We start from the raw sequence: 23224 nt of genomic DNA, 5'->3' as shown, positions 1-23224 counted from the left end.
GCCATGGATGGCCGGTGGCGGCGGCCCCACGCAGCAATGTCGGATTACGGGTATGCCGAGCGACAGCGAGGCACCCAGTGGTGGGGCAAGAGCGTTTTGCTTACTTTTGCGCTGTTCAAAAGTGAGGCGCTGTAAAAGCGCAACCAATACCAGCCATCACCACAGAAACGGATATGTACCCAAGAACAACCACAGCAGATACCACCGCACCCTGCAAGAACGCCCTAGGACTATGCACCTTTACCGGCTGTCTTTTGCAAATTTGCACTGTTAGCATCGTGACTGTCATCTCTCGCAGCCTATAAAACAAAAACGAACAGGGAGTTTGTAATGACTGCATCTGCTTCAACTGCCCTCAAGACGCTCACCGACAACAGCATTCTGGCCGAAGTGCGCAATCACATCGGCCACCTGACACTCAATCGCCCGGCGGACCTGAACGCCATTGACCTGAGCATGGTGCGCAGTCTTCAGACGCAACTGAACGCCTGGTCCCGGGACGACTCGGTGTACGCCGTGGTCCTGCGAGGTGCCGGAGACAAGGCATTTTGCGCCGGTGGCGATATTCGCTCGCTTTACGACAGCTTCAAAAACGGCGAGCCCCTGCATCAGGCTTTCTTTGCCGAAGAATATGCCCTGGACCTGACCATTCACCGTTATCGCAAACCGGTTGTTGCGCTCATGGACGGTTACGTCCTGGGCGGCGGCATGGGGCTCGTGCAAGGCGCGGACCTGCGAGTGGTCACCGAGCGCAGCCGCCTGGCCATGCCGGAAGTGGCCATCGGGTACTTTCCCGATGTAGGCGGCAGTTACTTCCTGCCGAGAATTCCCGGCGAACTGGGCATTTATCTGGGCGTAACGGGCGCGCAGATCGGCGCAGCAGACGCGTTGTACTGCGGACTCGCCGACTGGTATCTGCAAAGCGACATGCTCGCAGAACTGGATCGCAAGCTCGACCGCCTGCAATGGCGCAATCAGCCGCTCAAGGATCTGCAAGGGGCGCTGGCGAAAGTCGCCAGTCAGCGGTTGCCTGATCCCCCGCTGGAAAAACTGCGGTCCGCCATCGACCATTACTTCGCACAGCCGGACATCACAAGCATCATCGAGCAGCTGCGTGAAGTGAATGTTCTCGACACCCATGCCTGGGCCCTGAACACCGCAAAGCTGATGGACAGCCGCTCGCCCCTGGCCATGGCCGTGACGCTGGAAATGCTCCGGCGCGGGCGTCATCTGTCGTTGGAGGACTGCTTCGCGATGGAGCTGTATCTGGATCAACAATGGTTTGAGCGTGGCGACCTGATCGAAGGCGTACGCGCGCTGATCGTCGATAAAGACAAGAAGCCGCAATGGAATCCGCCCATCGTTAAAGCGTTAAGCGCCGAGCGTGTGCAAAGTTTTTTCAGCGGCCATGGAGATTGAGTCATGCACGATATTGAGCTCACCGAAGAACAAGTGATGATCCGCGACATGGCAAGGGATTTCGCCCGCAACGAAATCGCGCCGCATGCACAAGCCTGGGAGAAAGCAGGCTGGATCGATGACGCGCTGGTCAGCAAGATGGGCGACCTGGGTTTGCTGGGCATGATAGTGCCTGAGGAATGGGGCGGCACCTATATCGACTACGTGGCCTATGCACTGGCGGTCGAGGAGATTTCTGCTGCCGATGCAGCCACCGGCACCCTGATGAGCGTGCACAGTTCAGTGGGTTGCGGCCCGATCCTGAACTATGGCAGCCAGGAGCAGAAGCAAACCTGGCTGGCCGACCTGGCCACTGGACGCGCCATTGGCTGTTTCTGCCTGACCGAACCCCATGCCGGTTCCGAAGCCCATAACCTGCGCACGCGGGCCGTGCTGCAAGGAGATGAATGGGTCATCAATGGCGCCAAGCAGTTTGTCAGCAATGGCAAGCGGGCGCAGTTGGCGATCGTGTTTGCCGTCACCGACCCGGAGTTGGGCAAAAAAGGACTGTCAGCGTTTCTGGTGCCCACCGACAACCCCGGTTACGTAGTGGATCGCTCTGAACACAAGATGGGTATACGCGCATCCGACACCTGTGCCGTCACTCTGAACAACTGCCGCATACCCGCAGCCAATCTGCTTGGCGAGCGTGGCAAAGGTCTGGCCATCGCCCTCTCCAATCTTGAAGGTGGGCGAATCGGCATTGCCGCTCAAGCGCTTGGCATCGCCCGCGCCGCGTTTGAAGCGGCGTTGACCTACGCTCGGGAACGGGTGCAGTTTGACAAGCCAATCATTGAGCATCAGAGCATCTCCAATCTGCTTGCCGACATGCACACCCGCATCAACGCAACACGCTTGCTGGTCCTGCATGCCGCAAGATTGCGCAGTGCGGGCCAACCCTGTTTATCAGAAGCATCACAGGCCAAGCTGTTTGCTTCAGAGATGGCCGAGTCGGTCTGCTCCAAAGCGATCCAGATTCATGGCGGCTACGGCTATCTGGAAGACTACCCGGTCGAGCGCTATTACCGGGATGCCCGCATCACCCAGATCTACGAAGGGTCGAGCGAAATACAGCGGCTGTTGATTGCAAGGGAACTTAAGCATTACTTGATCTGATACTGACGGCGTGGGACCGGCTTAAGCCGGGAAGGCCATATTTCTGACAATCAATTTTCAGTGACGGTAAGGGCATCTTCCCGGCTAAAGCCGGTCCCCCCCATCATCAGGTCAAGTCACCGAGTCAAAACCGTTGACGCCCCAGCAGTGTCACCAGCAACGCTACGGAATCGGCATTGGCCATTATCACTTCGGCGCGTATCAGCGCATCGTCAAGGAATATGTCTCTTGCAGCGTCAAGGTTGGGGGCGTCAGTCAATTTCAGCACCTTGGCCTTGGCTCCGCCATCGGCGGTCTTGATGTCGCGCGAGGTCCCGCTCTCCTCTTCCACCTTGAATAGCTCATCACGAGGGGTCAGATGCGAAAGCCGGCTCTGGACCCTGACCTGCTCCCTCTTCAGGCGCATGCGGTACTCGCCAATATCCTCGAGCAGGTCTAAATACGGTCTGTCCGAGTCCAGATAAGCGATATCTTCCGTTTTCCCGGCAATATGGGAAAGCTCATGAATCAAGGCAGTTGCACGGAAATGGACACCGGCATTAAATCCACCCAACCTCGATTGCGCGGACTTCAGGCGCACAAACGGCGTACCGAAAAACCGCTCACTCAGAAACACTCTTTTCAGCGGATCATCTGTGTAAGTGAATGCGGTGACATCCCGGGAGTCGATTTTGTTGGTGCCCACCACGTAACGTTGTGATGAATGCGGGGAAAGCGTGGGGTCGAGTAGCAGTCGATAAATATCAGTAATCGCCAGTTTAACGGGAATGACAAGCGCATTACTTAACGCCCTGACGCCAAAGAAATCCTTGAAAATTTGCTCGACGCGAGGATCAAGAACACGATTGGGGGGCCGTAGGGTCAGGTTATCAAGGGCGTTCCTGAGGTAGACCCTGGCTTGCCGATGAGCCTCGACCAGTTGCGTGGACTTCAGCGGATACAACCGCTGAATCTCGGCCACCCCATTGGCGTCCACTGTAAAAATATCTTCGACGTTGTAATTAATCATATTGGTCTTGAGTCGAGTCAGCGCCCCGCCGTTACGCCGCCTGCCAACGCCCGTACCAAACATCCAGTGTTGCTGGCCATCAAGGATGATCTGAGGCCCCTCTTCTTCGTCTGCAATAACGTGCCACCCACCGGGTCCGCTCCGCACCTCGTAAACCCTGCCGGACACAGCAGCATATTGCTTGCGGGTCGCAGGATTGTTGAAAACGTGCCGTGTATTATCTTTTTCCAGCTGGCTCAGAGAAACGTCGTGGACCTCAAACTTGCGCAACAGGACTTCAAGGCCCTGCTGCATCTGCGGGTCATACCATTGATGTTCGGACACCTCGTCAGGATCGCTGTCGCTGTCCTGAAGTTGCACTGTGCCCTCACTCAACTGCTGCCCCGTAGTAATCAGCACCAGCAAGGCCGCCGCAAATTCAGCAACAGCCTCACCCCACTGCTTATCCTTGGCTGAGTCCAGCGATGAATGTAATAGATCCTTGGCCTGCCATAAGCTCACCAGCCCGCCGACCCTGCCGGGTAAAAACGTCAGCGACTGCTCCACGCCCAGTAACATCAAATGATGCCAATCAGCGCGGTCGGCCTCAGCCGTACTGACGCTCTTTTTTCTGGCCATGAGCAGCATCACCTCTTGCGCAGCCCGAAACAGACTTAACAGAAAGTTTTCCTGAACCGCCTCGACCTTTAATTGCACCGGGGCTGGGTTAGAGTCGCCCAAATCCGTAAAGCCGCCAGTAACCCAGGAAAGACGAGGGGTCAGAAACCCTCCTCGTTGATAGACAAAACGCACGCTTGGATCCAGACGCTCCAGCACCAACGCTTGTAACTCGGCACTAGTCTGCAACTCGGTTAGAAATTCCCCTTGGCTGGTGTACTCCTTGAAGGTGTAATCAGCGCTGGCAACGACATGCAGAATCCATGGCCCTTTATCCCCATCTTGCGGACCAATCAGATAAATCCCCGTGGCAACATCGGGCAGATAGCCAGGAGCAGGCACCAATTGCAGCGGGCTGAAAATGATGGCTCGTCCGTCTAAAGGGAGTCGGGCGAACCCATCCGGCATATCGATCAGATTTTCGATAAACCCGTAAGCGGTGCTGGTCAATGCGCCCTGGAGCTTTAACTGGAAAGCCATCAGCAGCAATGCACACGGCGCCTGCTCTATAAACTGACCGAGTCGTTCGAGGTAGTCCGGCGAAGTGTCACTGAATTTGCCCTTCAGGTATTGCTGATAACCAGCACCGACATCCAGAGTTCGGGCCATATTGCGCACATAGATAGCATCCAGGGAGGCAGGCAACGGTGTCGCGTTGCTGGTCGAAACACTCAGGGATGCATTCTGGAAACTGGAAAAGTGATTGATGGCGAAATCAGACAGGTTTTCGCTGACTGTGCTGGTTGCCGCAGGAATCGACGAAGGTATCTGCCCAATGCCCACCGGTGCGGCGCTGTAGTGCGTGAGGGTGATCAATATTTGCTCTGGGTCTAGCTGCGCGGCGGGAAAATCCTTTTGTAACCGGTCGCGAACCTGTTCGGCGGTGTATTGATCCAGCGATGCAAGAGAAACCACTCGTTGTCGCGATGTGTAGAGCTGCCAGAAACGCACCAACAGCCCTCTGAATGCTGACATGTCGCTTTCAGGGGCGTTCTTCAGCCAATCAGGCATGAGCCTTCGTAACAGGGTGTACTCAAGCCTACAGGACAACGTGTCAATGACTGTTCGTGACTTGTCATCCGACGCCACCGGAATAAGCATTCTTTTCAGCAGTCCGGCATCGGCCTTCCAGGCAACCGCCGCTCGGTAAGCGGCTTCGATACCAAGGCATTGCCGACTAAGCTCATCCTCGACAATACGCTCGATGAAATCCTCGTCGATCCGCGCCAGATTGATGGTGATGGACGGTACCGCGCTGCGACTGAAAAACGCCAGAAGCCTTGGCTGATCCGACTCTGCGAGCAGGTTCAGCCATCGGTCTCGGGATCCGGGATACGCAAGCCTGGCATTGAGTTCGAGCTGGAGTGCACTGATGCTTTCAAACTCCATGAGGCCGAGCACCGCAGAACATAGCAGCGGCTTGCCATTGCCGCTCAAGGGCTGCTGGAGGACGAACACATTAGTGAGTTGCAAGGGCGGCTGACTACTGTCGTAAATCAGATAAGGAATGGACACTTCGACGGCCTCGAAACCAAATCGCTCACGAAGCTTGAACAGGGGACGGTCCAGCACTTGCTCAAGCATATCCAGCGCGTTTTTACTCACCTCGCTGGATGTGCGGTGCATGCTCAGGGCAAGTCTGATCAGCCCCTCCTGAATCAGGCGCGAGGCATTAGCCGAAATCACTCTGGAACCGCGCACCCGCAATTGCGAACCATAAAACGCCCTGACCTGATCCAGGTACTCCTTGGCAAAGCTCTGCCGGGCGCGGTTCATTACGTGATCGAGCAATTCCGGCGTCAACCATGACAGATGCATGGCGTAAGCAGAATCAGGTGGATCGACGTACACCTTGCAATCCTCAGGCACCGTGGTCTCGCGATGCCCTGTGACCCGATCCAGAAGCAGCACGGATAAACTCACAACGCTGCCATCGTCATCGCGAAACCACATGCGCTGGGCATCCACGGCACCACTGTGCAATACCGAAAAATATCGATTCAGGAGTCTGCGAGCGCATTCAGAAACGGTTGGGTGAGCATCGAAAATACTGTCGACCCGCATGCGTGCATCACGCAGGTAAGTTGCCCACAGCAGCGGCGCAGCCTCGCTGGCATCCTTGATCTGGATACCCAATGCAGAAATTCTCGAAGGTGAACTGAAGCTGGTCCAGAGCTGCTCGGATCCCGCCAGCGCCTCGCTCCACTGTGTTGTCTCACCGGCGATGACCAGACGTGGGTCAATCAGATACCGAATATCCAGTGCAACCTCGAGGGATACCGAGGCTTGAGCGGGGGACTTGAAGGCAGATTTCAGGATGCCGGCAAGGTTGCGCTTTTGTAGTGCAATCGCTGAATCGGCGAGCCTTATGAGTGGAGTCTTGTTCACCGGGTCCAGCCTCAGGTGAACCGCGCCTTGAGCACGCAACAACTTGTCATCGTCGAGCGATGTGTAGTCAAACATTTCGGTGCGGCCCTCGATACCGGCGAAATGCTCAGCCACCGCGCCTACGCTATTGAACCTTCGTAAGCCGCGTTTAGCGCAATACAGGAAAATATCCGACAGCAGCTCAGAGGTGAATCCGATCAACACGACGCCCGCCAGCTTGAGCGGTTCCGCATCGCGTATCGCGACCGAAACCCGCGACATTTCCAAGCTGCCTGATACTCGCCCATCTGCCTGACACAGAGTCTTGAGTTCAGCATATTCAGCAACGGTGACCGTGCAGTCCTGCCGGGCATTCAGCAAATGATGTCGAAAACAACCGATGTATGCCTGACCGAGCACATCACGACGAGTCATACCGTCCACTACCCAGGTGCGCCAGTAATCATCCAGAAGGTTTTCATAAACACCGGTCAGAGTGCCTGAAACCCGGGTGACCGCTCGCTGCCATGAGCTGGCTGCTTCCCCCGTCAGCTCATTGCCTTCGATGTCCAGCCATTGCTGTCGTATTCCGCTGATCAAAGGCGTGCCACAAAAACCCCGTATTGCAACATCAACGAGCGTCTGCGTACCCAGAATGGCGCCTTTTTGTGTGCCGTTATCAGCCTGCTTGATCTGCGCGATATGGGTGAGCACGTTAAGCTGCGAGCCAGGAAAACGAGTGGCAACCTCTTGCTTCAGAGCTTCGCCCACGGCGGCGCGTAGTGACGGCAAACGCTGCAGGCAACGTGACAGCTGCTCAAGTTGCTGCGCTTGCTGATCGACGATCGAGAGCATCCGGTGACCGGACACATCACCTTCGATGTGCTCGTATTCGAATTGTGCCGGGTCGCCACTTCGCAGACCGAACCGCGCGGTTAACCCGGCCACCAGTTCCTGACGAGTGCTGAATCTCTCTACGCCATTGAGGGGGCTACAGAGATAAACGTCGGGGGTGAGATTCGTGGCGTCGCTGATCAACAATGCGCCCGCCAGCTCAGCGTGTATCAGCCCGTCGTCACCGCGGGACAATCGATCAACCCGCGGCGCGCTCGTCTGGTCGTCCCCGGGCTGGACGAGCAGTTCAAGCCACCGGGCCTGCTGGTCGGTGATGCGCCCGGCTTCAAGCGCATCGGCAATGTCCAGCGGCAAGCGCGAACTGAGCGACCCGGAATAGAACCAGGGTGAATCTGTAGATGACATGACAAGTTCCTTTTGCAATGAAAACCCACCGCCTCTCTGGACGATGGGTTGAAAGAGCAAAGGAGCTTATCGGGGGTTAAATCATTGCAGACGGTACATAAAGCAGCGCACGCCCAACTCTGTCGGATCAGGCCTTGTGGTTCTGCTCAACCCAGGCGGCATAGGCATCGATGAAAGTTTGCAGGAAAGGCCTGGTCTGCTCGGACAGGGTTCCCGCCGCATCAAAAAATGAACCGGCGTTGCCCAGGTAAGCTTCGGGCTGTTGCAGGCACGGCACGTTGAGGAACACAAGCGACTGGCGCAAATGATGATTGGCGCCAAACCCTCCAATGGCGCCAGGCGAAGCGCTGATCACGGCACCGGGCTTGCCACTCCAGGCGCTTTTGCCGTACGGACGCGAGCCCACGTCAATAGCATTCTTCAGAGCACCTGGAACCGATCGGTTATATTCCGGCGTCACGAACAGAACGCCGTCGGCCGCGCTGATTTGCTGACGGAACGCCGTGTAGCTTTCAGGGCTTGAAGTAGCCGTGTCGATGTCTTCGTTATAAAGCGGCAAATCGCCGATTTCGACGATCTTCAGTTGCAGGTTGGCCGGAGCCAGATCGGCGAGGGCCAGTGCGATCTTCCGATTGATCGAATCAGCACGCAGACTGCCCACTACCACGGCGATTGAGTAAACCTGACTCATGGATATTTCCTTCAACGTATGAAAAGAGCCATTAGTTATAGATCAAGTCGGGGCCAAGGTGCAGATTGCATTGCCGCGATAGAGCATTAAACATCACAAACAGCATAAAACCCGGCCGAGATTATTTTTTAATCGCGGGAAAACTCCGCGTCCAAACAGCGGTCTACTTCGCTTGATTGCGCACTGCGCACTGCGTTCTGTCCGAGTCATGCAGGATATGAACCCGGCGCTCGATGCGCAGTGTTAGCATGCAACAGTAAACATGCGGTTATCTTCAGAGGTTACAAAGCAAATGGCTTCAATCAAGGTTGGACAATTTCATGCACGCGATGCCGAAGGCCGTGTTTATTCGGTGCATGAGTTCCGGGAGCAACTGTCTGAAGCTAGTGGCACGGAGCCTGTTTCAATCTACAAACTGGCGATTGGAGACCGCGTCAACCATCTGGGTGGCGATGAGTTTCAGTTGGTCCAGTCCGGTATTACCATGACGCGTACGTCCTGATAGCACGAGCGCCGTTCTTACGATCGCTTGAGATGTGCAGGGGATTGCTGTGTGCCCTGACACAGGGCTGTTGTGAAGCAAACATTGGACCTGTAGGAGCTGCCGAAGGCTGCGATCGCGGTGTGTCAGGATGGATGCTTCGCAGCCTTCGGCAGCTCCTACAGAAAACGCGTTTCAATCCAGTAGATTGCATTCTGTTTGATAAGAGCAGCTTTAGTTGCGATCAAACCATTGCATCCACAACATCTGCGCAGTCAGAACGCCCACCTCCAGGCTAAAGCCTGGTCCTACAGGGTCGGTCAACTGAGCAACAGATACCAGAAGATCGCGGACTCACGGGTCTGAGGATCGATGGCGCGGTATCGCAGATGATCTACCCCACCGACAACGAATCCATATCGCTCATATAACCGGCAAGCCGCAAGGTTGTTGTTCTGGGTTTCCAGCATGATGCCTGGCAGATCCTGCTTGCGCGTCCAGAACTGCGCCACATCCAGCAATGCCCTCGCCACACCGTGACGGCGCGCTGATGCATCGACAGCCAATTCATCGACGTGCGCATAACCGTTCCAGTGGCGACTCAGGACCATGTGTCCGACGGCGCGCTCGCCCAGCCAGGCAACCATCACCGTACTGTCGGCGGCGTCCCGATAGTCGCAGAACTCCTGAGAGTCGATGCCATAGTTTTTGCTGTAGGGCTCGACCGCTTCGACCTGCCATTGATCAACACTCAGCCCCACTTGCACCGCCGCATAACCACTGACGGTGAATGTGAATTCGCTGTTGAGGATGTAGTCCTCGAAGCATTCGTCTGCAACGCGAATACTCAGTGCCGGATTAGCCAAAGTCGTGAGTCCATTCAGTTGCCAATGAATCGGTCGAGCGGTGTGTTACGCCTGTCGGGCAGCGGCTGCGGCTTCCTGCAACTGCACCCACAACGCCGGGGCACCAGCAGCCTTGGCGATGGCCGCCATACGCACGTCATGCTCGGCGAGGTCGTTTTCACTTGCACGGATGACACGGCATGGCTGACGGTCAGCTGGCAAACGACGAATTTCGGTCGCCGTATTACCTGAACCTTCACCCGACCCGTTGCCGTCACTGGCGTTACCAGCCAAGGACAGGCTGGTCTGGCCGCCAGTCATGGTCAGATAAACGTCAGCAAGAATCTCGGAGTCGAGCAAAGCGCCGTGCAATTCACGGCCCGAGTTGTCGACGCCATAACGTTTGCACAACGCATCGAGGCTGTTGCGCTGACCCGGGTGACGCTCGCGAGCCATCATCAAGGTGTCGAGCACGGTGCAGTGCTGAGTGATATCAGCCCTGTCCTGCTGACCGATCAAGGCAAATTCGTTGTTGATGAAGCCAACGTCGAACGCCGCGTTATGAATGATCAGTTGCGCGCCTTTGATGAATTCGAAGAACTCATCCGCGACTTCGGCGAAGCGCGGCTTGCCGACCAGAAATTCGTTGGTGATACCGTGGACGCCGATAGCGCCTTCATCACTTTCCCGGTCTGGTTGCAGATAAACATGGAAATGCCGCCCGGTCAGGCGACGGCCCATCAGTTCGACGCAACCAATCTCGATGACCCGGTGGCCATCGGTGACCGGCATACCGGTCGTTTCGGTGTCGAGTACAACGCTACGCATGTTTGATGCCTCTTACTTCATCCACACCACGGTTAGCCAACTGGTCGGCCCGCTCGTTGCCGGCGTGACCAATGTGGCCGCGCACCCATTTCCAGGTCACGGTGTGGCGATTGACTTGTTCATCCAGCAGTTTCCAGAGATCGGCATTCTTGACCGGCTCCTTGGCAGCCGTCTTCCAGCCGCGCTTCTTCCAGTTGACCATCCACTCGGTGATGCCTTTCATCACGTATTGAGAGTCGGTCACCAGCAGAACTTCGCAGGGACGCTTGAGCTCTTCCAGGCCTCGAATCGCGCCCAGCAGCTCCATGCGGTTATTGGTGGTATTGGCTTCGCCGCCCCACAGTTCCTTTTCAACGCCCTTGCAGACCAGCAACGCGCCCCAGCCGCCAGGCCCGGGGTTGCCCTTGCAGGCGCCATCAGTGAACAGTTCAACGGTATCGCTCATTACAAACATCCAGAATGGGTTGGCTTTGCTATTCAGGCTCGCACGTGTCGCGATTGACCTTGGCCATGGGCAGCGGGATCAGCTTGCCCATCGGCTCGCGGCGTAATTCCCGCAAAGGTCGCAATCCTACCACCAGCTTGCGTGCAACTAATAAATAGAAGCCACCGCCGGGGCTTTGCCAGCCATCGCCAAGACGCTCAAGACCGGAAAGACGCGCTTGCCAGCTCGCGGAAGCAAGCGGCGGACGATAGCACCCGAAGCGGCGCTTCTCCAGTGCGAAGCCCAGCAGATTCAGCCAGTCGGCGACCCTTGACGGGGAAATGCAGCGCGCTTTGTGCAACGCATCCTTGGCAAAAACATGGCGCAACCCCCAGGCGCTCCAGGGGTTGATACCCACGATCAACAGATGCCCGCCGGGCCGCACGCTGCTGGCCGCCTCGCGTAACAACCCATGAGGCGACAGGCAGAAATCCAGGCCGTGCTGCATGACCACAACATCGGCGGCATGCTCACTGAGCGGCCAGGCCTGCTCTTCACAGACAATCTCAACGCCCGGCAGAGGTGCGCCCAGGCGCACATTGCGCTGAACCTGGTGTGCCGCAGGCGGGGTTTCGGCCGAAGGGCCGTAATGCACCAGATAGCCACCAAAAAAGCGCCCGAGTTCTTCTTCCAGAATGCGTCGCTCTTCCTGCAATAAAAGCTGGCCCAACGGGCCTGACAGCCAGTCGCGTGCCGAACTGATCAGCGCCAGCCACTCAGGATCAGCCTGCGCGAATGCTTCATCTGTCATGTGTGATCCTCGCATCGAGCGTCATCAGACTCTAAGATGCCTTATTGTTTCCAGCTAAGCGAACTGCGCCATGATACAGATTGATGCCCTGCCGGCTTTTACCGACAACTACATCTGGTTGTTACAAGATCCTTCCAGCAAACGCTGTGCGGTAGTGGATCCGGGCGACGCTGCGCCGGTCATCGAATGGCTGGAGCAACATCCGGACTGGACCCTGAGCGACATCCTGATCACTCACCATCATCACGACCATGTCGGCGGCGTCGCGCAGCTTAAACAGCTCACCAGCGCCCAGGTATCCGGTCCAGCGACAGAAAACATTCCTGCGCGAGACATCAGCCTTGTCGATAAGGATCGGATCAACGTGCTTGGACTGGATTTCGAAGTCATCCTCGTTCCTGGTCACACTCTTGGCCACATCGCGTTTTACCACGCCAGGCCAGAGAAGCCGTTGCTGTTCTGTGGTGACACATTGTTTGCGGCGGGCTGTGGACGCCTGTTCGAGGGCACACCGGTACAAATGCACCAGTCGCTGGGCCGTCTCAACGACCTGCCGGACGACACGCTGGTGTACTGCACCCACGAATACACACTGAGCAATCTGCGTTTCGCACAAGCGGTCGAACCGCACAACACCCATATTGCAGAGCGTCTGACGCAAGTGACGCAATGGCGAAGTGAAAATCGCATCAGCCTGCCATCAAATCTGGCACTGGAACGTCTCACAAACCCATTCATTCGTACCAGTGAAACATCTGTTAAACAAAAAGCAGACGAACGGACCGGGACCGATAATCAGTCGCCAAGCGAGATTTTTGCTGCCTTGAGGGCTTGGAAGGACACGTTCTAAAAAGCGCGTTCTTGAGCACAAAATCGTTGAAAGGTTGACCATTGGCAGGTGGGTTTCTAGAATCGCCCGACATTTTCGCCTGGAACTATCTCCCAGCCAATGTCGTCATCTATACGCAGAACCATTAATTCAGACGCATTGACCCGGTTAGCTCAGGCTATTGCCGTAGCCGTGAGCGCCACGCTTGCCGGCTGCCAGACCACTAGCCACGTCGAACCCAGCAGTAGCCACCGCACGCCCAATCTGGCTGCGGGCATCAAGCAAAAGCCGATCTTTCTCTCTCATAAACCTGCCCCACTCGCGCCCCCGCAAGATGTCTGGGAGCGCATGCGTCAGGGTTTCCAGTTGCAACAAGGCAACGGCCTTAACCCTCGCATTGACCAACAACGCCTCTGGTTCGCCAACAACCCGTCGTTCCTCGAGAACGCAGGCGAACGCGGCAGCCTGTACATGCACTACATCGTTGAACGCCTCGAAGAGCGCAATATGCCACTGGAGCTGGCGCTCCTTCCGGTCATCGAAAGCGCCTACAACCCCATGGCGGTTTCTCGCAGCCAGGCAGTAGGTCTGTGGCAGTTCATCCCGTCTACCGGGCGTTATTTCAATCTGCGTCAGACCAGTTTCTACGACGGCCGCCGTGACATTCAGGCATCCACCGTTGCTGCACTGGATTACCTGACGCGCCTGCACGACATGTTCAACGGCGACTGGCTTCTGGCTCTGGCGGCTTATAACGCGGGTGAAGGCACGGTCAGCCGCGCGATTGAGCGTAACGACAAGCTTGGCCTGCCAACCGACTACTGGAATTTGCCCCTCCCGCAGGAAACCAAGGACTACGTGCCCAAGCTGCTGGCGCTGTCCCAGGTGGTGCTTGCACCCGAGGCCTACGGCGTAAACCTCAATCCTATCGCCAACGAACCGTATTTCGACGTTGTGGAACTGAACCAGCGCGTCGACCTGTCCAAGGTCGCCGCGATGGCCAACATCGACGAAGACGAGCTGATCCAGCTCAATCCCGCTTTCAAGAAACGCATGACCATCGACGGCCCCAAACATCTGCTGGTGCCAACGGCCAAGACGCAATTGCTGACCGCCAGCCTGTCGAACATGAAACCTCAGGAGTTGGTGGACTGGCAGCAGTACCGGGTCCGCAAGGGCGACACACTGGCCAGCCTCGCCAGCCGCTATCAGGTTTCAGTCGATTCGCTGAAGCGCACCAACGGGCTGTCCGGCAACAATTTGCGTCTGGGGCAATCGTTGAGTATTCCGACCCAGCCGGGCATGACGCCTTCAAAACCTGTGTTCGAAGAGCTGGCGCGTAACGAAAAACCAGCTCGCAGCAAGAATTACACGGTCAAGAGCGGTGAAAACCTGTCAATCATCGCCAAGGCGAACAAGGTCGACGTCAAGGATCTGCAGCGCTGGAACAAGCTTTCCGGACAGAACCTGAAGGTCGGTCAGACGCTGGTTTTGCAGGACAACAGTGTGAAAGCCAAGAGCACGGCGACCGCCAGTGCAGTACCGGCTGACAAGAAGTCCATGCAGTACAAGATCCAGAAAGGCGACTCGATGTACCTGGTTGCCAAGCGCTTCAACGTAGAGATGCAACATCTCAAACGCTGGAACCCGCGCAGCGGTTCGGCACTCAAGCCAGGCCAGACGCTGACTGTTTATCTGCCGCATTGATGCATCCTCTAGCCCGCCTCGGACCACCCTCCGGGCGGGTAAGCAATGCTGTATCAAGCTTCACTCGAAACCTGTGGGGGCGGATAAAGTCGCCGCAGATGTCAGGGATATCGCGTCCAGCCTTATCGCGGGCAAGCCTCGCTCCCACAAGTCATCTCCCCCGCAAACGTCTCGCTCAACTGCAACCCTTTTTCCTGTCGATACAAGCTGTTACTGTTGACGACCCAAAAGCCCAAGCCGTCTGGATCGTGATACGTCCCTTCCTGCTCATCATCAGCCTGGCCTTGAGCTTTCCCGTCTACGCGGCCATCAGCGAGAGTCATGGCTACGCGCAGTTCGGTGTCCTCAAGTATCCAGCCAGCTTTACGCATTTCGACTGGGTAAATCCCGAGGCGCCGAAGGGTGGCACCTTGCGAATGATGGCTTTCGGTTCATTCGACACGCTCAACCCTTACACTTTCAAGGGCAGCAGCCCGATTTCAACGGCCAACTTCCTGCAATACGGCATCAATGAGCTCAACGAGCCATTGATGGTGGGCACCGGGCAATACGATCCTTCCGGCGACGAACCGACGTCAAGCTATGGCCTGATCGCGCAAAGTGTCGAGTTCAGTGAGGATCGCAGCTGGGTAGTCTTCAACATCCGCCCGCAAGCCCGCTTCCATGACGGCAAGCCAATCACGGCCTATGACGTTGCGTTCTCCTATCGCACCCTGCTCAAAGACGGCCATCCCCAGTACCGCACTGCCCTGCAGGAAGTGCAGCGGGTCGACATTCTCAATCGCCACCGTATTCGCTTCGTCTTCAAACGCACCGGCAACCCCCTGTTGATCCTGCGTTTGGGCGAATTGCCGGTGCTGCCGCAACACTATTGGAAAGACCGTGACTTCAAGGCCACGACATTCGAGCCGCCACTGGGCAGTGGGCCTTATCGGATTACAAAGGTGCAACCCGGTCGCCAACTGGTCTTCGAAAGGGTGAAGGACTACTGGGGCAAGGATCTGCCGGTCAATCGCGGCAAGTACAACTTTGATCGGGTTGAAGTCGAGTTCTACCGCGACAGCGACGTCGCCTTCGAGGCATTTAAAGCAGGCGAGTTCGACATCTACATCGAGCATCAGGCCAAGAACTGGTCCACAGGCTACAACTTCCCGGCTGTAGCCAATGGCCAGGTGATCAAGGCACAGATAGAGCACAAGATTCCGACCCAGACTCAGGGCCTGTTCATGAACACCCGGCGCGCAATGTTCGCCGACGCCCGGGTGCGTGAAGCACTGGGACTGATGTTCAACTTTGAATGGACCAATCGCACCCTGTTCAGCGATGCCTATTCGCGCACCACGAGTTACTACCCCAACAGCGAGTTTTCCGCGACGGGTCTGCCTACCGGTGCCGAATGGTTGCTGCTATCAGCTTATCGCGAGCAATTGCCGCCAAGCCTGTTCACCCAGCCGTTCACCGTGTCGAAAACCGACGGCGGCGGCATCCCCCGTGAAACCCTGCGTAAAGCGCTGAAGCTGTTTGGCGAAGCAGGCTGGAAGCTCTCGGACCACGGACTGGTGAACGCCAAGGACCAGCAAATGCGCTTTGAGATCCTGCTGGTCAACCCAAGCCTTGAGCGTATCCAGCAGCCGTTTATTGAAGACTTGCGCCGGATCGGCGTTGACGCCCGCTTACGTACGGTCGACCGTGCCCAATACAAGCAGCGGCTGGACCAGTTCGATTTCGACATGATCAGCATGACCTTGACGCAAACCCTTAGCCCCGGCCTGGAGCAGTGGCAGTATTTCCACTCGAGCCAGGCCGCCATAAAGGGCAGCAAGAATTACGCGGGCGTGGCCAGTCCGGTGGTCGACGGACTGCTCAATCAACTACTCGCCGCGCAGACACGGGACTCGCAAGTGGCAGCCGCGCGCGCGCTGGATCGAGTCCTGCTGTCTCAGCACTACATGATCCCCAACTGGTACTTGAACAATCATCGCCTGGCGTACCGCAACCGGTTCGCCATGGTCACCACCCCGCCCTATACCCTGGGTTTGCGTGCGTGGTGGATAAAGCCTCTGGAGAAGACCCAATGAACCCGTTGCGTTCCCTGCTCAAGCAGGCTGGCGGCCTGTTGCTGGTCGGCATTGCCTGCACCGCCCAGGCTGCGCCCCAGCACGCCCTGACGCTGTATGACGAAGCGCCGAAGTACCCGGCCAACTTCAAGCACTTTGACTATGTGAATCCAGATGCGCCCAAGGGCGGCACCATTCGCCAGGCAGGCTTTGGCAGCTTCGACAGTCTCAACCCGTTTATCAACAAGGGCGCGCCCGCTGAAGACCTCGGCCTGATCTACGACACACTGGCCCGTTCCAGCCTCGACGAGCCGCTTACAGAATACGGCCTGATCGCGGGCAAGATCGAAAAAGCGCCGGACAACACCTGGGTGCGCTTCTACCTGCGCCCCGAGGCACGCTTCCATGACGGCCACCCCATCCGTGCCGAAGACGTGGAGTTCACCTTCAACACCCTCATCAAGGACGGCGCCCCGATGTACCGCGCCTATTACGCAGGCGTCGAGAAGGTGGTCGTCGAGGACCCGCTGCGGGTGCTGTTCAAATTCAAGGATAGCCACAGTCGCGAGTTGCCGTTGATCCTTGGCCAGTTACCGGTACTGCCCAAGCACTTCTGGGCCACTCGCGAGTTCAACAAAGGCAACCTTGAACTCCCGTTGGGCAGCGGCCCTTACAAAGTCGCCGAGGTTAAAGCCGGGCGCTCGGTGCGCTACGAACGGGTGAAGGATTATTGGGCCAAAGACCTGCCGGTCAACCGTGGCCAGTACAATTTTGACGTGATGAACTACGACTACTATCGCGACAGCGACGTGGCGTTGCAGGCACTGAAAGCCGGTCAATACGACTATCGCCTGGAAAATACCGCGAAGAACTGGGCCGCGGCCTACGACATCCCGGCCGTGCGCGAAGGTCGGTTGATCAAGGAAGAGCTGCCCAACGGCAACCCGCAGGGTATGCAGGGCTTCGCAATGAATTTACGCCGCCCGGTGTTCCGGGACCCGAAAGTGCGTGAGGCGCTGACCCTGCTGTTCGATTTCGAATGGACCAACAGACAGTTGTTCAACGGCTCCTATACGCGCACCAAAAGCTACTTCGACAACTCCGAAATGGCCTCCAGCGGCCTCCCCTCTGGTGAGGAGCTGAAACTGCTCGAACCTTTGCGCGGCAAGATTCCTGATCAAGTGTTCACGGATGAATTCGTGCTGCCAACCACCGACGGCAGCGGCATGATTCGGCCGCAAATGCGCCGTGCTTATCAGTTGCTGCAAGAAGCCGGCTGGCGCATCAAGGACGACCATATGACCGATGCGCAAGGCAACCCGGTCAAGCTGGAGTTCCTGATGGCGCAGACTGCCTTTGAGCGGGTCATGCTGCCTTACAAGCGCAACCTCAAGGACCTTGGTATTGAACTGACCATCCGCCGCGTGGATGTGGCCGAGTACATGAACCGCTTGCGCTCGCGGGACTTCGACATGATTGTCAGCAGTTTTCCGCAATCCTCGTCGCCGGGTAACGAACAACGTGAGTTCTTCCATTCGGTCAGCGCCGACCGCACCGGCAGCCGCAATTTCATGGGTCTCAAAGATCCGGCGGTCGATACCCTGGTGGACGGCCTGATCAACGCAGACTCCCGGGAAAGCCTGATCGCCCATACCCGTGCCCTGGACCGCGTGCTGCTGTGGGGCTTCTACATGGTGCCCAACTGGCATATCAAGAGCTGGCGGATCGTTTATTGGGATCACCTGGCGCATCCGCAGGCGAAAGCCCTGTCGGATATCGGCCTGTCCAACTGGTGGGTAAAACCGGATGTGAAACCTGCACCGCCGCAGCAGCCGGTTCCCGATGCAGACGCCGAGAAGGAGGAGCGCTGACATGCTGGCTTATATCCTGCGGCGCCTGCTGCTGATCATCCCGACGCTGTTCGGCATCCTGTTGATCAACTTTGTGATCATTCAGGCAGCCCCTGGCGGGCCGGTAGAGCAAATGATCGCCAAGCTCGAAGGCTTCGAGGGCGCCACCACCCGAATCGCTGGCGGCGGCTCAGAAGTCTCGGTGGCCGGTTCCAACTACCGCGGGGCCCAAGGCCTAGACCCGGCCCTGGTGAAAGAAATCGAAAAGATGTACGGCTTTGACAAGTCAGCGCCGGAACGTCTGTGGATCATGATCAAGAACTACGCCCATCTGGATTTCGGCGACAGCTTCTTCCGTGACGCCAAGGTCGTCGACCTGATCATCGAAAAGATGCCGGTGTCCATTTCCCTCGGGTTATGGAGCACGCTGATCATGTACCTGGTGTCGATCCCGCTGGGGATCGCCAAAGCCACCCGACATGGCAGCCACTTCGACGTCTGGACCAGCTCGGCAATCATCGTCGGGTACGCGATCCCGGCCTTCCTGTTCGCCATCCTGCTGATCGTGCTGTTTGCCGGAGGCAGTTACTTCGACTGGTTCCCGTTGCGCGGCCTGACCTCGAACAATTTCGACGAGCTGAGCGCGGGCGGCAAGATTCTCGATTATTTCTGGCACCTGGTGCTGCCAGTTACCGCACTGGTGATCGGCAACTTCGCGACCATGACCCTGTTGACCAAAAACAGTTTTCTCGACGAGATCGGCAAGCAGTACGTGACGACCGCGAAGGCCAAGGGTCTGAGCAACAATCGCGTTCTCTACGGCCACGTGTTCCGCAACGCAATGCTGCTGGTGATTGCCGGTTTCCCGTCGGCGTTCATCGGTATTTTCTTTACCGGTTCACTGCTGGTGGAAGTGATTTTCTCCCTCGACGGCCTGGGCCTGATGAGTTTCGAAGCCGCCATCAACCGCGACTATCCCGTGGTGTTCGGTACGTTGTTTATCTTCACCCTGCTGGGGCTGGTGGTGAAACTGATCGGGGACATCACCTACACCCTGGTGGACCCGCGCATCGACTTCGAAAGCAGGAAACATTGATATGAAGTTGTCTCCTCTGAATCGCCGACGCTTCGAGCGTTTCAAGGCCAACAAGCGCGGCTGGTGGTCGCTGTGGCTGTTCCTGATCCTCTTCGTTCTGAGCCTGGGCGCGGAACTGATCGCCAATGACAAACCACTGGCCATTCGATACGACGGCGCGTGGTACTTCCCGGTGCTGGAACGCTATCCGGAAACCACCTTTGGTGGCGAATTCCCCCTGGAAGCCAATTACAAAAGCCCCTACATCAAGGAACTGCTTGAGGCCAAAGGCGGCTGGACGTTGTGGGCACCGATCCCGTTCAGCTACCAGAGCATCAATTACGACCTGAAAGTCCCGGCCCCTGCCCCGCCCTCCGCGGAAAACCTGCTCGGTACGGACGATCAGGGTCGGGACGTGCTTGCCCGGGTGATCTACGGCTTCCGGATTTCGGTGCTGTTCGCCCTGACCTTGACGATACTCAGCTCGATCATCGGCGTCATCGCCGGTGCTTTGCAGGGGTTTTACGGCGGCTGGGTGGATCTGGTCGGGCAACGCTTTCTGGAAGTCTGGTCCGGGTTACCGGTGCTGTATCTGCTGATCATCCTGGCCAGCTTCGTGCAGCCCAACTTCTGGTGGTTGCTGGGCATCATGCTGCTGTTTTCCTGGATGAGCCTTGTGGATGTGGTCCGTGCCGAGTTCCTGCGCGGGCGCAATCTGGAATATGTACGCGCAGCCCGTGCACTGGGCATGGAAAACGGCGCAATCATGTTCCGCCATATCCTGCCCAATGCCATGGTCTCGACCATGACCTTCATGCCGTTTATCCTCACCGGCGCCATCGGTACCCTGACCGCGCTGGACTTCCTTGGCTTTGGCCTTCCTGCCGGGTCGCCGTCACTGGGCGAACTGGTTGCCCAGGGTAAATCCAACCTGCAAGCCCCATGGCTGGGCATCAGCGCGTTCGCGGTACTGGCCCTGATGTTGAGCCTGCTGGTGTTCATCGGCGAATCCGCCCGCGATGCTTTCGACCCAAGGAAATGAAATGAACAATGACAATCTGATCGAGATCCGCGATCTGGCCGTCGAGTTCGTGTCCGGCGAAGGCTGTCAGCGCGTGGTCGAAGGCATCAATTTTGACATTCGCCGGGGCGAAACCCTGGCGCTGGTGGGTGAGAGTGGCTCCGGCAAATCAGTCACCGCGCACTCGATTCTGCGCCTGCTGCCCTACCCGCTGGCTCGCCACCCGAGCGGCACCATTCGCTACGCCGGTCAGGACCTGTTGACCCTGGACGAGAGAAAGCTGCGCAAGATTCGCGGCAATCGAATCGCGATGATCTTCCAGGAACCGATGACTTCGCTCAATCCATTGCAGTCGATCGAGAAGCAGATCAACGAAGTTCTCGGTCTGCACAAAGGCCTGACCGGCAAGGACGCGACCCGCCGTACCCTTGAGCTGCTGGAGCTGGTGGGCATTCCGGAACCAGAAAAACGCCTGAAAGCCCTGCCCCATGAGTTATCGGGCGGCCAACGGCAACGGGTGATGATCGCCATGGCCCTGGCCAACGAGCCGGAACTGCTGATTGCCGACGAGCCCACCACCGCGCTGGACGTGACGGTGCAGCTGAAAATCCTCGAACTGCTCAAGGAATTGCAGTCGCGTTTGGGTATGGCATTGCTGCTTATCAGCCATGACTTGAACGTTGTGAAGCAAATAGCCAACCGCGTATGTGTCATGCAGCGCGGTTGCATCGTCGAACAAGCGTCCTGTGACGAATTGTTTCGTTCGCCCCAGCATCCGTATACCAAAATCCTGCTCAGCGCAGAGCCCAGTGGCGGCCCGGCAGCCAACCCGGCTGGCGCACCGCTGCTGGAGGTTGAGGATCTGAAGGTCTGGTTTCCGATCAAGAAAGGTCTGTTCAAAAGGACCGTTGATCACGTCAAGGCTGTGGACGGCATCCACTTCAGTCTGCCCAAAGGGCAGACGCTGGGGATTGTTGGTGAAAGCGGCTCGGGCAAATCGACGTTGGGCCTGGCAATTCTTCGCCTGATCGGTAGCAAGGGTGTCATACGTTTTCAGGGCGAGACGCTAGACTGCCTGTCGCAGCAACAGATTCGTCCGTTGCGTCGACAGATGCAGGTGGTTTTTCAGGACCCGTTTGGCAGCCTGAGCCCACGGATGTCAGTCGGTGAAATCGTCGGCGAAGGCCTGCGAATCCACCGCATGGGCACGGCGGCCGAGCAGGAAACGGCGATTATCGAAGCGCTCAGAGAGGTAGGACTGGATCCGGAAACCCGGCACCGCTACCCTCACGAGTTCTCCGGTGGGCAACGGCAGAGAATCGCCATTGCCCGGGCACTGGTACTGAAACCGGCGCTGATTCTGCTGGACGAGCCCACTTCGGCGCTCGACCGGACAGTGCAGCGTCAGGTAGTCGAGCTACTGCGCTCGCTGCAAACCAAGTACAACCTGACGTATTTGTTTATCAGCCATGACCTGGCTGTCGTCAAAGCCCTCAGCCACCAATTGATGGTGGTCAAGCAGGGTCAAGTGGTCGAACAGGGTGATGCGCAAGAAATCTTTGCCGCACCGCAACATTCTTATACACAGCAGTTGCTGGAAGCCGCCTTTTTGGCACCAGTAGCTGTCGATTAACCTGAAGAGGAACAACACATGGGTTTTCTCGCCGGTAAGCGCGTCCTGATCGTCGGTGTCGCTAGCAAACTGTCCATCGCATCCGGCATCGCTGCCGCCATGCATCGCGAGGGTGCAGAGCTTGCCTTCACCTACCAGAACGACAAACTCAAAGGTCGCGTCGAAGAATTCGCCGCTGGCTGGGGCTCGGGCCCTGAGCTGTGCTTCCCTTGTGACGTAGCCAGTGACGAAGAAATCGCCAAGGTCTTCGAAGACCTGAGCAAGAAGTGGGACGGCCTGGATGTGATCGTTCACTCCGTTGGCTTCGCTCCAGGCGACCAGCTGGATGGCGACTTCACTGAAGCCACCACCCGTGACGGTTTCCGTATCGCTCACGACATCAGCGCCTACAGCTTCGTGGCACTGGCCAAAGCCGGTCGCGAGATGATGAAAGGCCGCAATGGCAGCCTGCTGACTCTGTCGTATCTGGGTGCCGAGCGCACCATGCCGAACTACAACGTGATGGGCATGGCCAAGGCCAGTCTGGAAGCCGGTGTACGTTATCTGGCAGGCAGCCTGGGCCCGGACGGCACTCGCGTCAACGCGGTATCGGCTGGTCCGATTCGTACGTTGGCGGCTTCGGGTATCAAGAACTTCCGTAAGATGCTGGCGGCGAACGAAGCGCAAACTCCGCTGCGTCGTAACGTGACCATTGATGAAGTCGGCAACGCTGGCGCGTTCCTGTGTTCGGACCTGGCGTCCGGCATCAGCGGCGAAATCATGTATGTGGACGGTGGTTTCAACACGACCGCTATGGGCAATATCGAAGAGTAATCTTCGAGTACGCCTGTGAGAAAGCCCGCAGCTTGTGAGAGTTGCGGGCTTTTTTTGTGGGCGTTTTCTTGCTTATGTGTACATATCCGTTATTGCGGTTAATTCATCTGTTGGTTGCGCCCTTACGGCGCGTCACTTTTGGGGCCCAAAAGTAACCAAAAGGCCTTTACCCCACCACTCGGCACCTCGCTGGCGCTCGGTGTACCCGCCCGCAGATCCTGAACCGTGGGCCGCCGCAACGGGCCATCCATGGCCCAATGCGGCTAACCCGGCGTCCTGCCGGGTTGCCCAC

The 23224-nt window shown here is 57.4% G+C and carries 17 protein-coding genes; 11 read left to right on the top strand and 6 right to left on the bottom strand.

Features of this window, described 5'->3' with window-relative positions:
* Positions 1–330 precede the first annotated feature (330 nt).
* The gene (locus KDX30_RS27375; protein WP_231678036.1) at positions 331–1419 is read left to right on the top strand and encodes an enoyl-CoA hydratase/isomerase family protein; all 1089 of its coding nucleotides are present in this window, start codon (positions 331–333) and stop codon (positions 1417–1419) included.
* Between the two features lie 3 nt (positions 1420–1422).
* Entirely contained in the window at positions 1423–2574 is a 1152-nt protein-coding gene (locus KDX30_RS27370; RefSeq protein WP_231678035.1) for an acyl-CoA dehydrogenase family protein, read from the top strand.
* 124 nt (positions 2575–2698) lie between these two features.
* On the opposite strand, the gene KDX30_RS27365 is transcribed toward KDX30_RS27370, so the two are convergent.
* Positions 2699–7867 (bottom strand): dermonecrotic toxin domain-containing protein, encoded by a 5169-nt coding sequence (locus KDX30_RS27365; protein WP_231678034.1) that lies wholly within the window; start codon positions 7865–7867, stop codon positions 2699–2701.
* Between the two features lie 127 nt (positions 7868–7994).
* A complete protein-coding gene (locus KDX30_RS27360) occupies positions 7995–8558 on the bottom strand; it encodes an NADPH-dependent FMN reductase (protein WP_099267264.1) in 564 nt (187 codons plus the stop codon).
* Positions 8559–8850: 292 nt separating this feature from the next.
* Between KDX30_RS27360 and KDX30_RS27355 the strand changes: the two genes are divergently transcribed.
* The gene (locus tag KDX30_RS27355) at positions 8851–9060 is read left to right on the top strand and encodes a hypothetical protein (RefSeq protein ID WP_027902834.1); all 210 of its coding nucleotides are present in this window, start codon (positions 8851–8853) and stop codon (positions 9058–9060) included.
* A gap of 299 nt (positions 9061–9359) precedes the next feature.
* On the opposite strand, the gene KDX30_RS27350 is transcribed toward KDX30_RS27355, so the two are convergent.
* Genes KDX30_RS27350 through KDX30_RS27335 form a run of 4 tightly spaced genes read right to left on the bottom strand, consistent with a single transcriptional unit; the run spans position 9360 to position 11947 of the window.
* Positions 9360–9905, bottom strand: a complete 546-nt coding sequence (locus KDX30_RS27350; RefSeq protein WP_231678033.1) for a GNAT family N-acetyltransferase — start codon at positions 9903–9905, stop codon at positions 9360–9362.
* A 45-nt stretch (positions 9906–9950) separates the two neighbouring features.
* Positions 9951–10712, bottom strand: a complete 762-nt coding sequence (gene dnaQ / locus KDX30_RS27345) for a DNA polymerase III subunit epsilon (protein WP_095099470.1) — start codon at positions 10710–10712, stop codon at positions 9951–9953.
* Complete coding sequence (rnhA, locus tag KDX30_RS27340) at positions 10705–11157, bottom strand: ribonuclease HI (RefSeq protein WP_027902837.1); 453 nt, start codon at positions 11155–11157, stop codon at positions 10705–10707. Before rnhA ends, dnaQ begins: the two co-directional genes overlap by 8 nt.
* 28 nt (positions 11158–11185) lie before the next feature.
* A complete protein-coding gene (locus KDX30_RS27335) occupies positions 11186–11947 on the bottom strand; it encodes a class I SAM-dependent methyltransferase (RefSeq protein WP_027902838.1) in 762 nt (253 codons plus the stop codon).
* A gap of 70 nt (positions 11948–12017) precedes the next feature.
* Here KDX30_RS27335 and gloB point away from each other — a divergent pair, with 70 nt between their 5' ends.
* From gloB to fabI, 8 genes are all read left to right on the top strand, one after another.
* Positions 12018–12797 carry a hydroxyacylglutathione hydrolase gene (gene gloB / locus KDX30_RS27330; RefSeq protein ID WP_231678032.1) on the top strand — a complete coding sequence of 260 codons (780 nt, stop codon included), beginning with the start codon at positions 12018–12020 and terminating at the stop codon, positions 12795–12797.
* A 99-nt stretch (positions 12798–12896) separates the two neighbouring features.
* Positions 12897–14483, top strand: a complete 1587-nt coding sequence (locus KDX30_RS27325) for a lytic transglycosylase domain-containing protein (protein WP_231678031.1) — start codon at positions 12897–12899, stop codon at positions 14481–14483.
* A gap of 248 nt (positions 14484–14731) precedes the next feature.
* Positions 14732–16561 carry an extracellular solute-binding protein gene (locus tag KDX30_RS27320; RefSeq protein WP_231678030.1) on the top strand — a complete coding sequence of 610 codons (1830 nt, stop codon included), beginning with the start codon at positions 14732–14734 and terminating at the stop codon, positions 16559–16561.
* The gene (locus KDX30_RS27315) at positions 16558–18411 is read left to right on the top strand and encodes an extracellular solute-binding protein (protein WP_231678029.1); all 1854 of its coding nucleotides are present in this window, start codon (positions 16558–16560) and stop codon (positions 18409–18411) included. The genes KDX30_RS27320 and KDX30_RS27315 overlap by 4 nt, the downstream gene beginning before the upstream one ends.
* 1 nt (position 18412) lies before the next feature.
* Positions 18413–19486, top strand: a complete 1074-nt coding sequence (locus KDX30_RS27310) for a microcin C ABC transporter permease YejB (RefSeq protein WP_027902843.1) — start codon at positions 18413–18415, stop codon at positions 19484–19486.
* Between the two features lies 1 nt (position 19487).
* Entirely contained in the window at positions 19488–20507 is a 1020-nt protein-coding gene (locus KDX30_RS27305; RefSeq protein ID WP_027902844.1) for an ABC transporter permease, read from the top strand.
* Position 20508: 1 nt separating this feature from the next.
* Positions 20509–22119, top strand: coding sequence for an ABC transporter ATP-binding protein (locus KDX30_RS27300; RefSeq protein WP_231678028.1), 1611 nt, complete (start codon positions 20509–20511; stop codon positions 22117–22119).
* An 18-nt stretch (positions 22120–22137) separates the two neighbouring features.
* Entirely contained in the window at positions 22138–22932 is a 795-nt protein-coding gene (fabI, locus tag KDX30_RS27295) for an enoyl-ACP reductase FabI (RefSeq protein ID WP_027902846.1), read from the top strand.
* Positions 22933–23224 lie beyond the last annotated feature (292 nt).

The sequence above is a fragment of the Pseudomonas quasicaspiana genome, assembly GCF_021147825.1.
Lineage (GTDB): Bacteria > Pseudomonadota > Gammaproteobacteria > Pseudomonadales > Pseudomonadaceae > Aquipseudomonas > Aquipseudomonas quasicaspiana.
Note: the sequence above shows the minus strand (reverse complement) of the source record. Positions and strands in the feature narration are given on the sequence as shown.

Coding starts and splice junctions, on each gene's coding strand:
- KDX30_RS27375 (WP_231678036.1), top strand. CDS start 331: ATGACTGCATCTGCTTCAACTGCCCTCAAGACGCTCACCGACAACAGC.
- KDX30_RS27370 (WP_231678035.1), top strand. CDS start 1,423: ATGCACGATATTGAGCTCACCGAAGAACAAGTGATGATCCGCGACATG.
- KDX30_RS27365 (WP_231678034.1), bottom strand. CDS start 7,867: ATGTCATCTACAGATTCACCCTGGTTCTATTCCGGGTCGCTCAGTTCG.
- KDX30_RS27360 (WP_099267264.1), bottom strand. CDS start 8,558: ATGAGTCAGGTTTACTCAATCGCCGTGGTAGTGGGCAGTCTGCGTGCT.
- KDX30_RS27355 (WP_027902834.1), top strand. CDS start 8,851: ATGGCTTCAATCAAGGTTGGACAATTTCATGCACGCGATGCCGAAGGC.
- dnaQ (WP_095099470.1), bottom strand. CDS start 10,712: ATGCGTAGCGTTGTACTCGACACCGAAACGACCGGTATGCCGGTCACC.
- rnhA (WP_027902837.1), bottom strand. CDS start 11,157: ATGAGCGATACCGTTGAACTGTTCACTGATGGCGCCTGCAAGGGCAAC.
- KDX30_RS27335 (WP_027902838.1), bottom strand. CDS start 11,947: ATGACAGATGAAGCATTCGCGCAGGCTGATCCTGAGTGGCTGGCGCTG.
- gloB (WP_231678032.1), top strand. CDS start 12,018: ATGATACAGATTGATGCCCTGCCGGCTTTTACCGACAACTACATCTGG.
- KDX30_RS27325 (WP_231678031.1), top strand. CDS start 12,897: ATGTCGTCATCTATACGCAGAACCATTAATTCAGACGCATTGACCCGG.
- KDX30_RS27315 (WP_231678029.1), top strand. CDS start 16,558: ATGAACCCGTTGCGTTCCCTGCTCAAGCAGGCTGGCGGCCTGTTGCTG.
- KDX30_RS27310 (WP_027902843.1), top strand. CDS start 18,413: ATGCTGGCTTATATCCTGCGGCGCCTGCTGCTGATCATCCCGACGCTG.
- KDX30_RS27305 (WP_027902844.1), top strand. CDS start 19,488: ATGAAGTTGTCTCCTCTGAATCGCCGACGCTTCGAGCGTTTCAAGGCC.
- KDX30_RS27300 (WP_231678028.1), top strand. CDS start 20,509: ATGAACAATGACAATCTGATCGAGATCCGCGATCTGGCCGTCGAGTTC.
- fabI (WP_027902846.1), top strand. CDS start 22,138: ATGGGTTTTCTCGCCGGTAAGCGCGTCCTGATCGTCGGTGTCGCTAGC.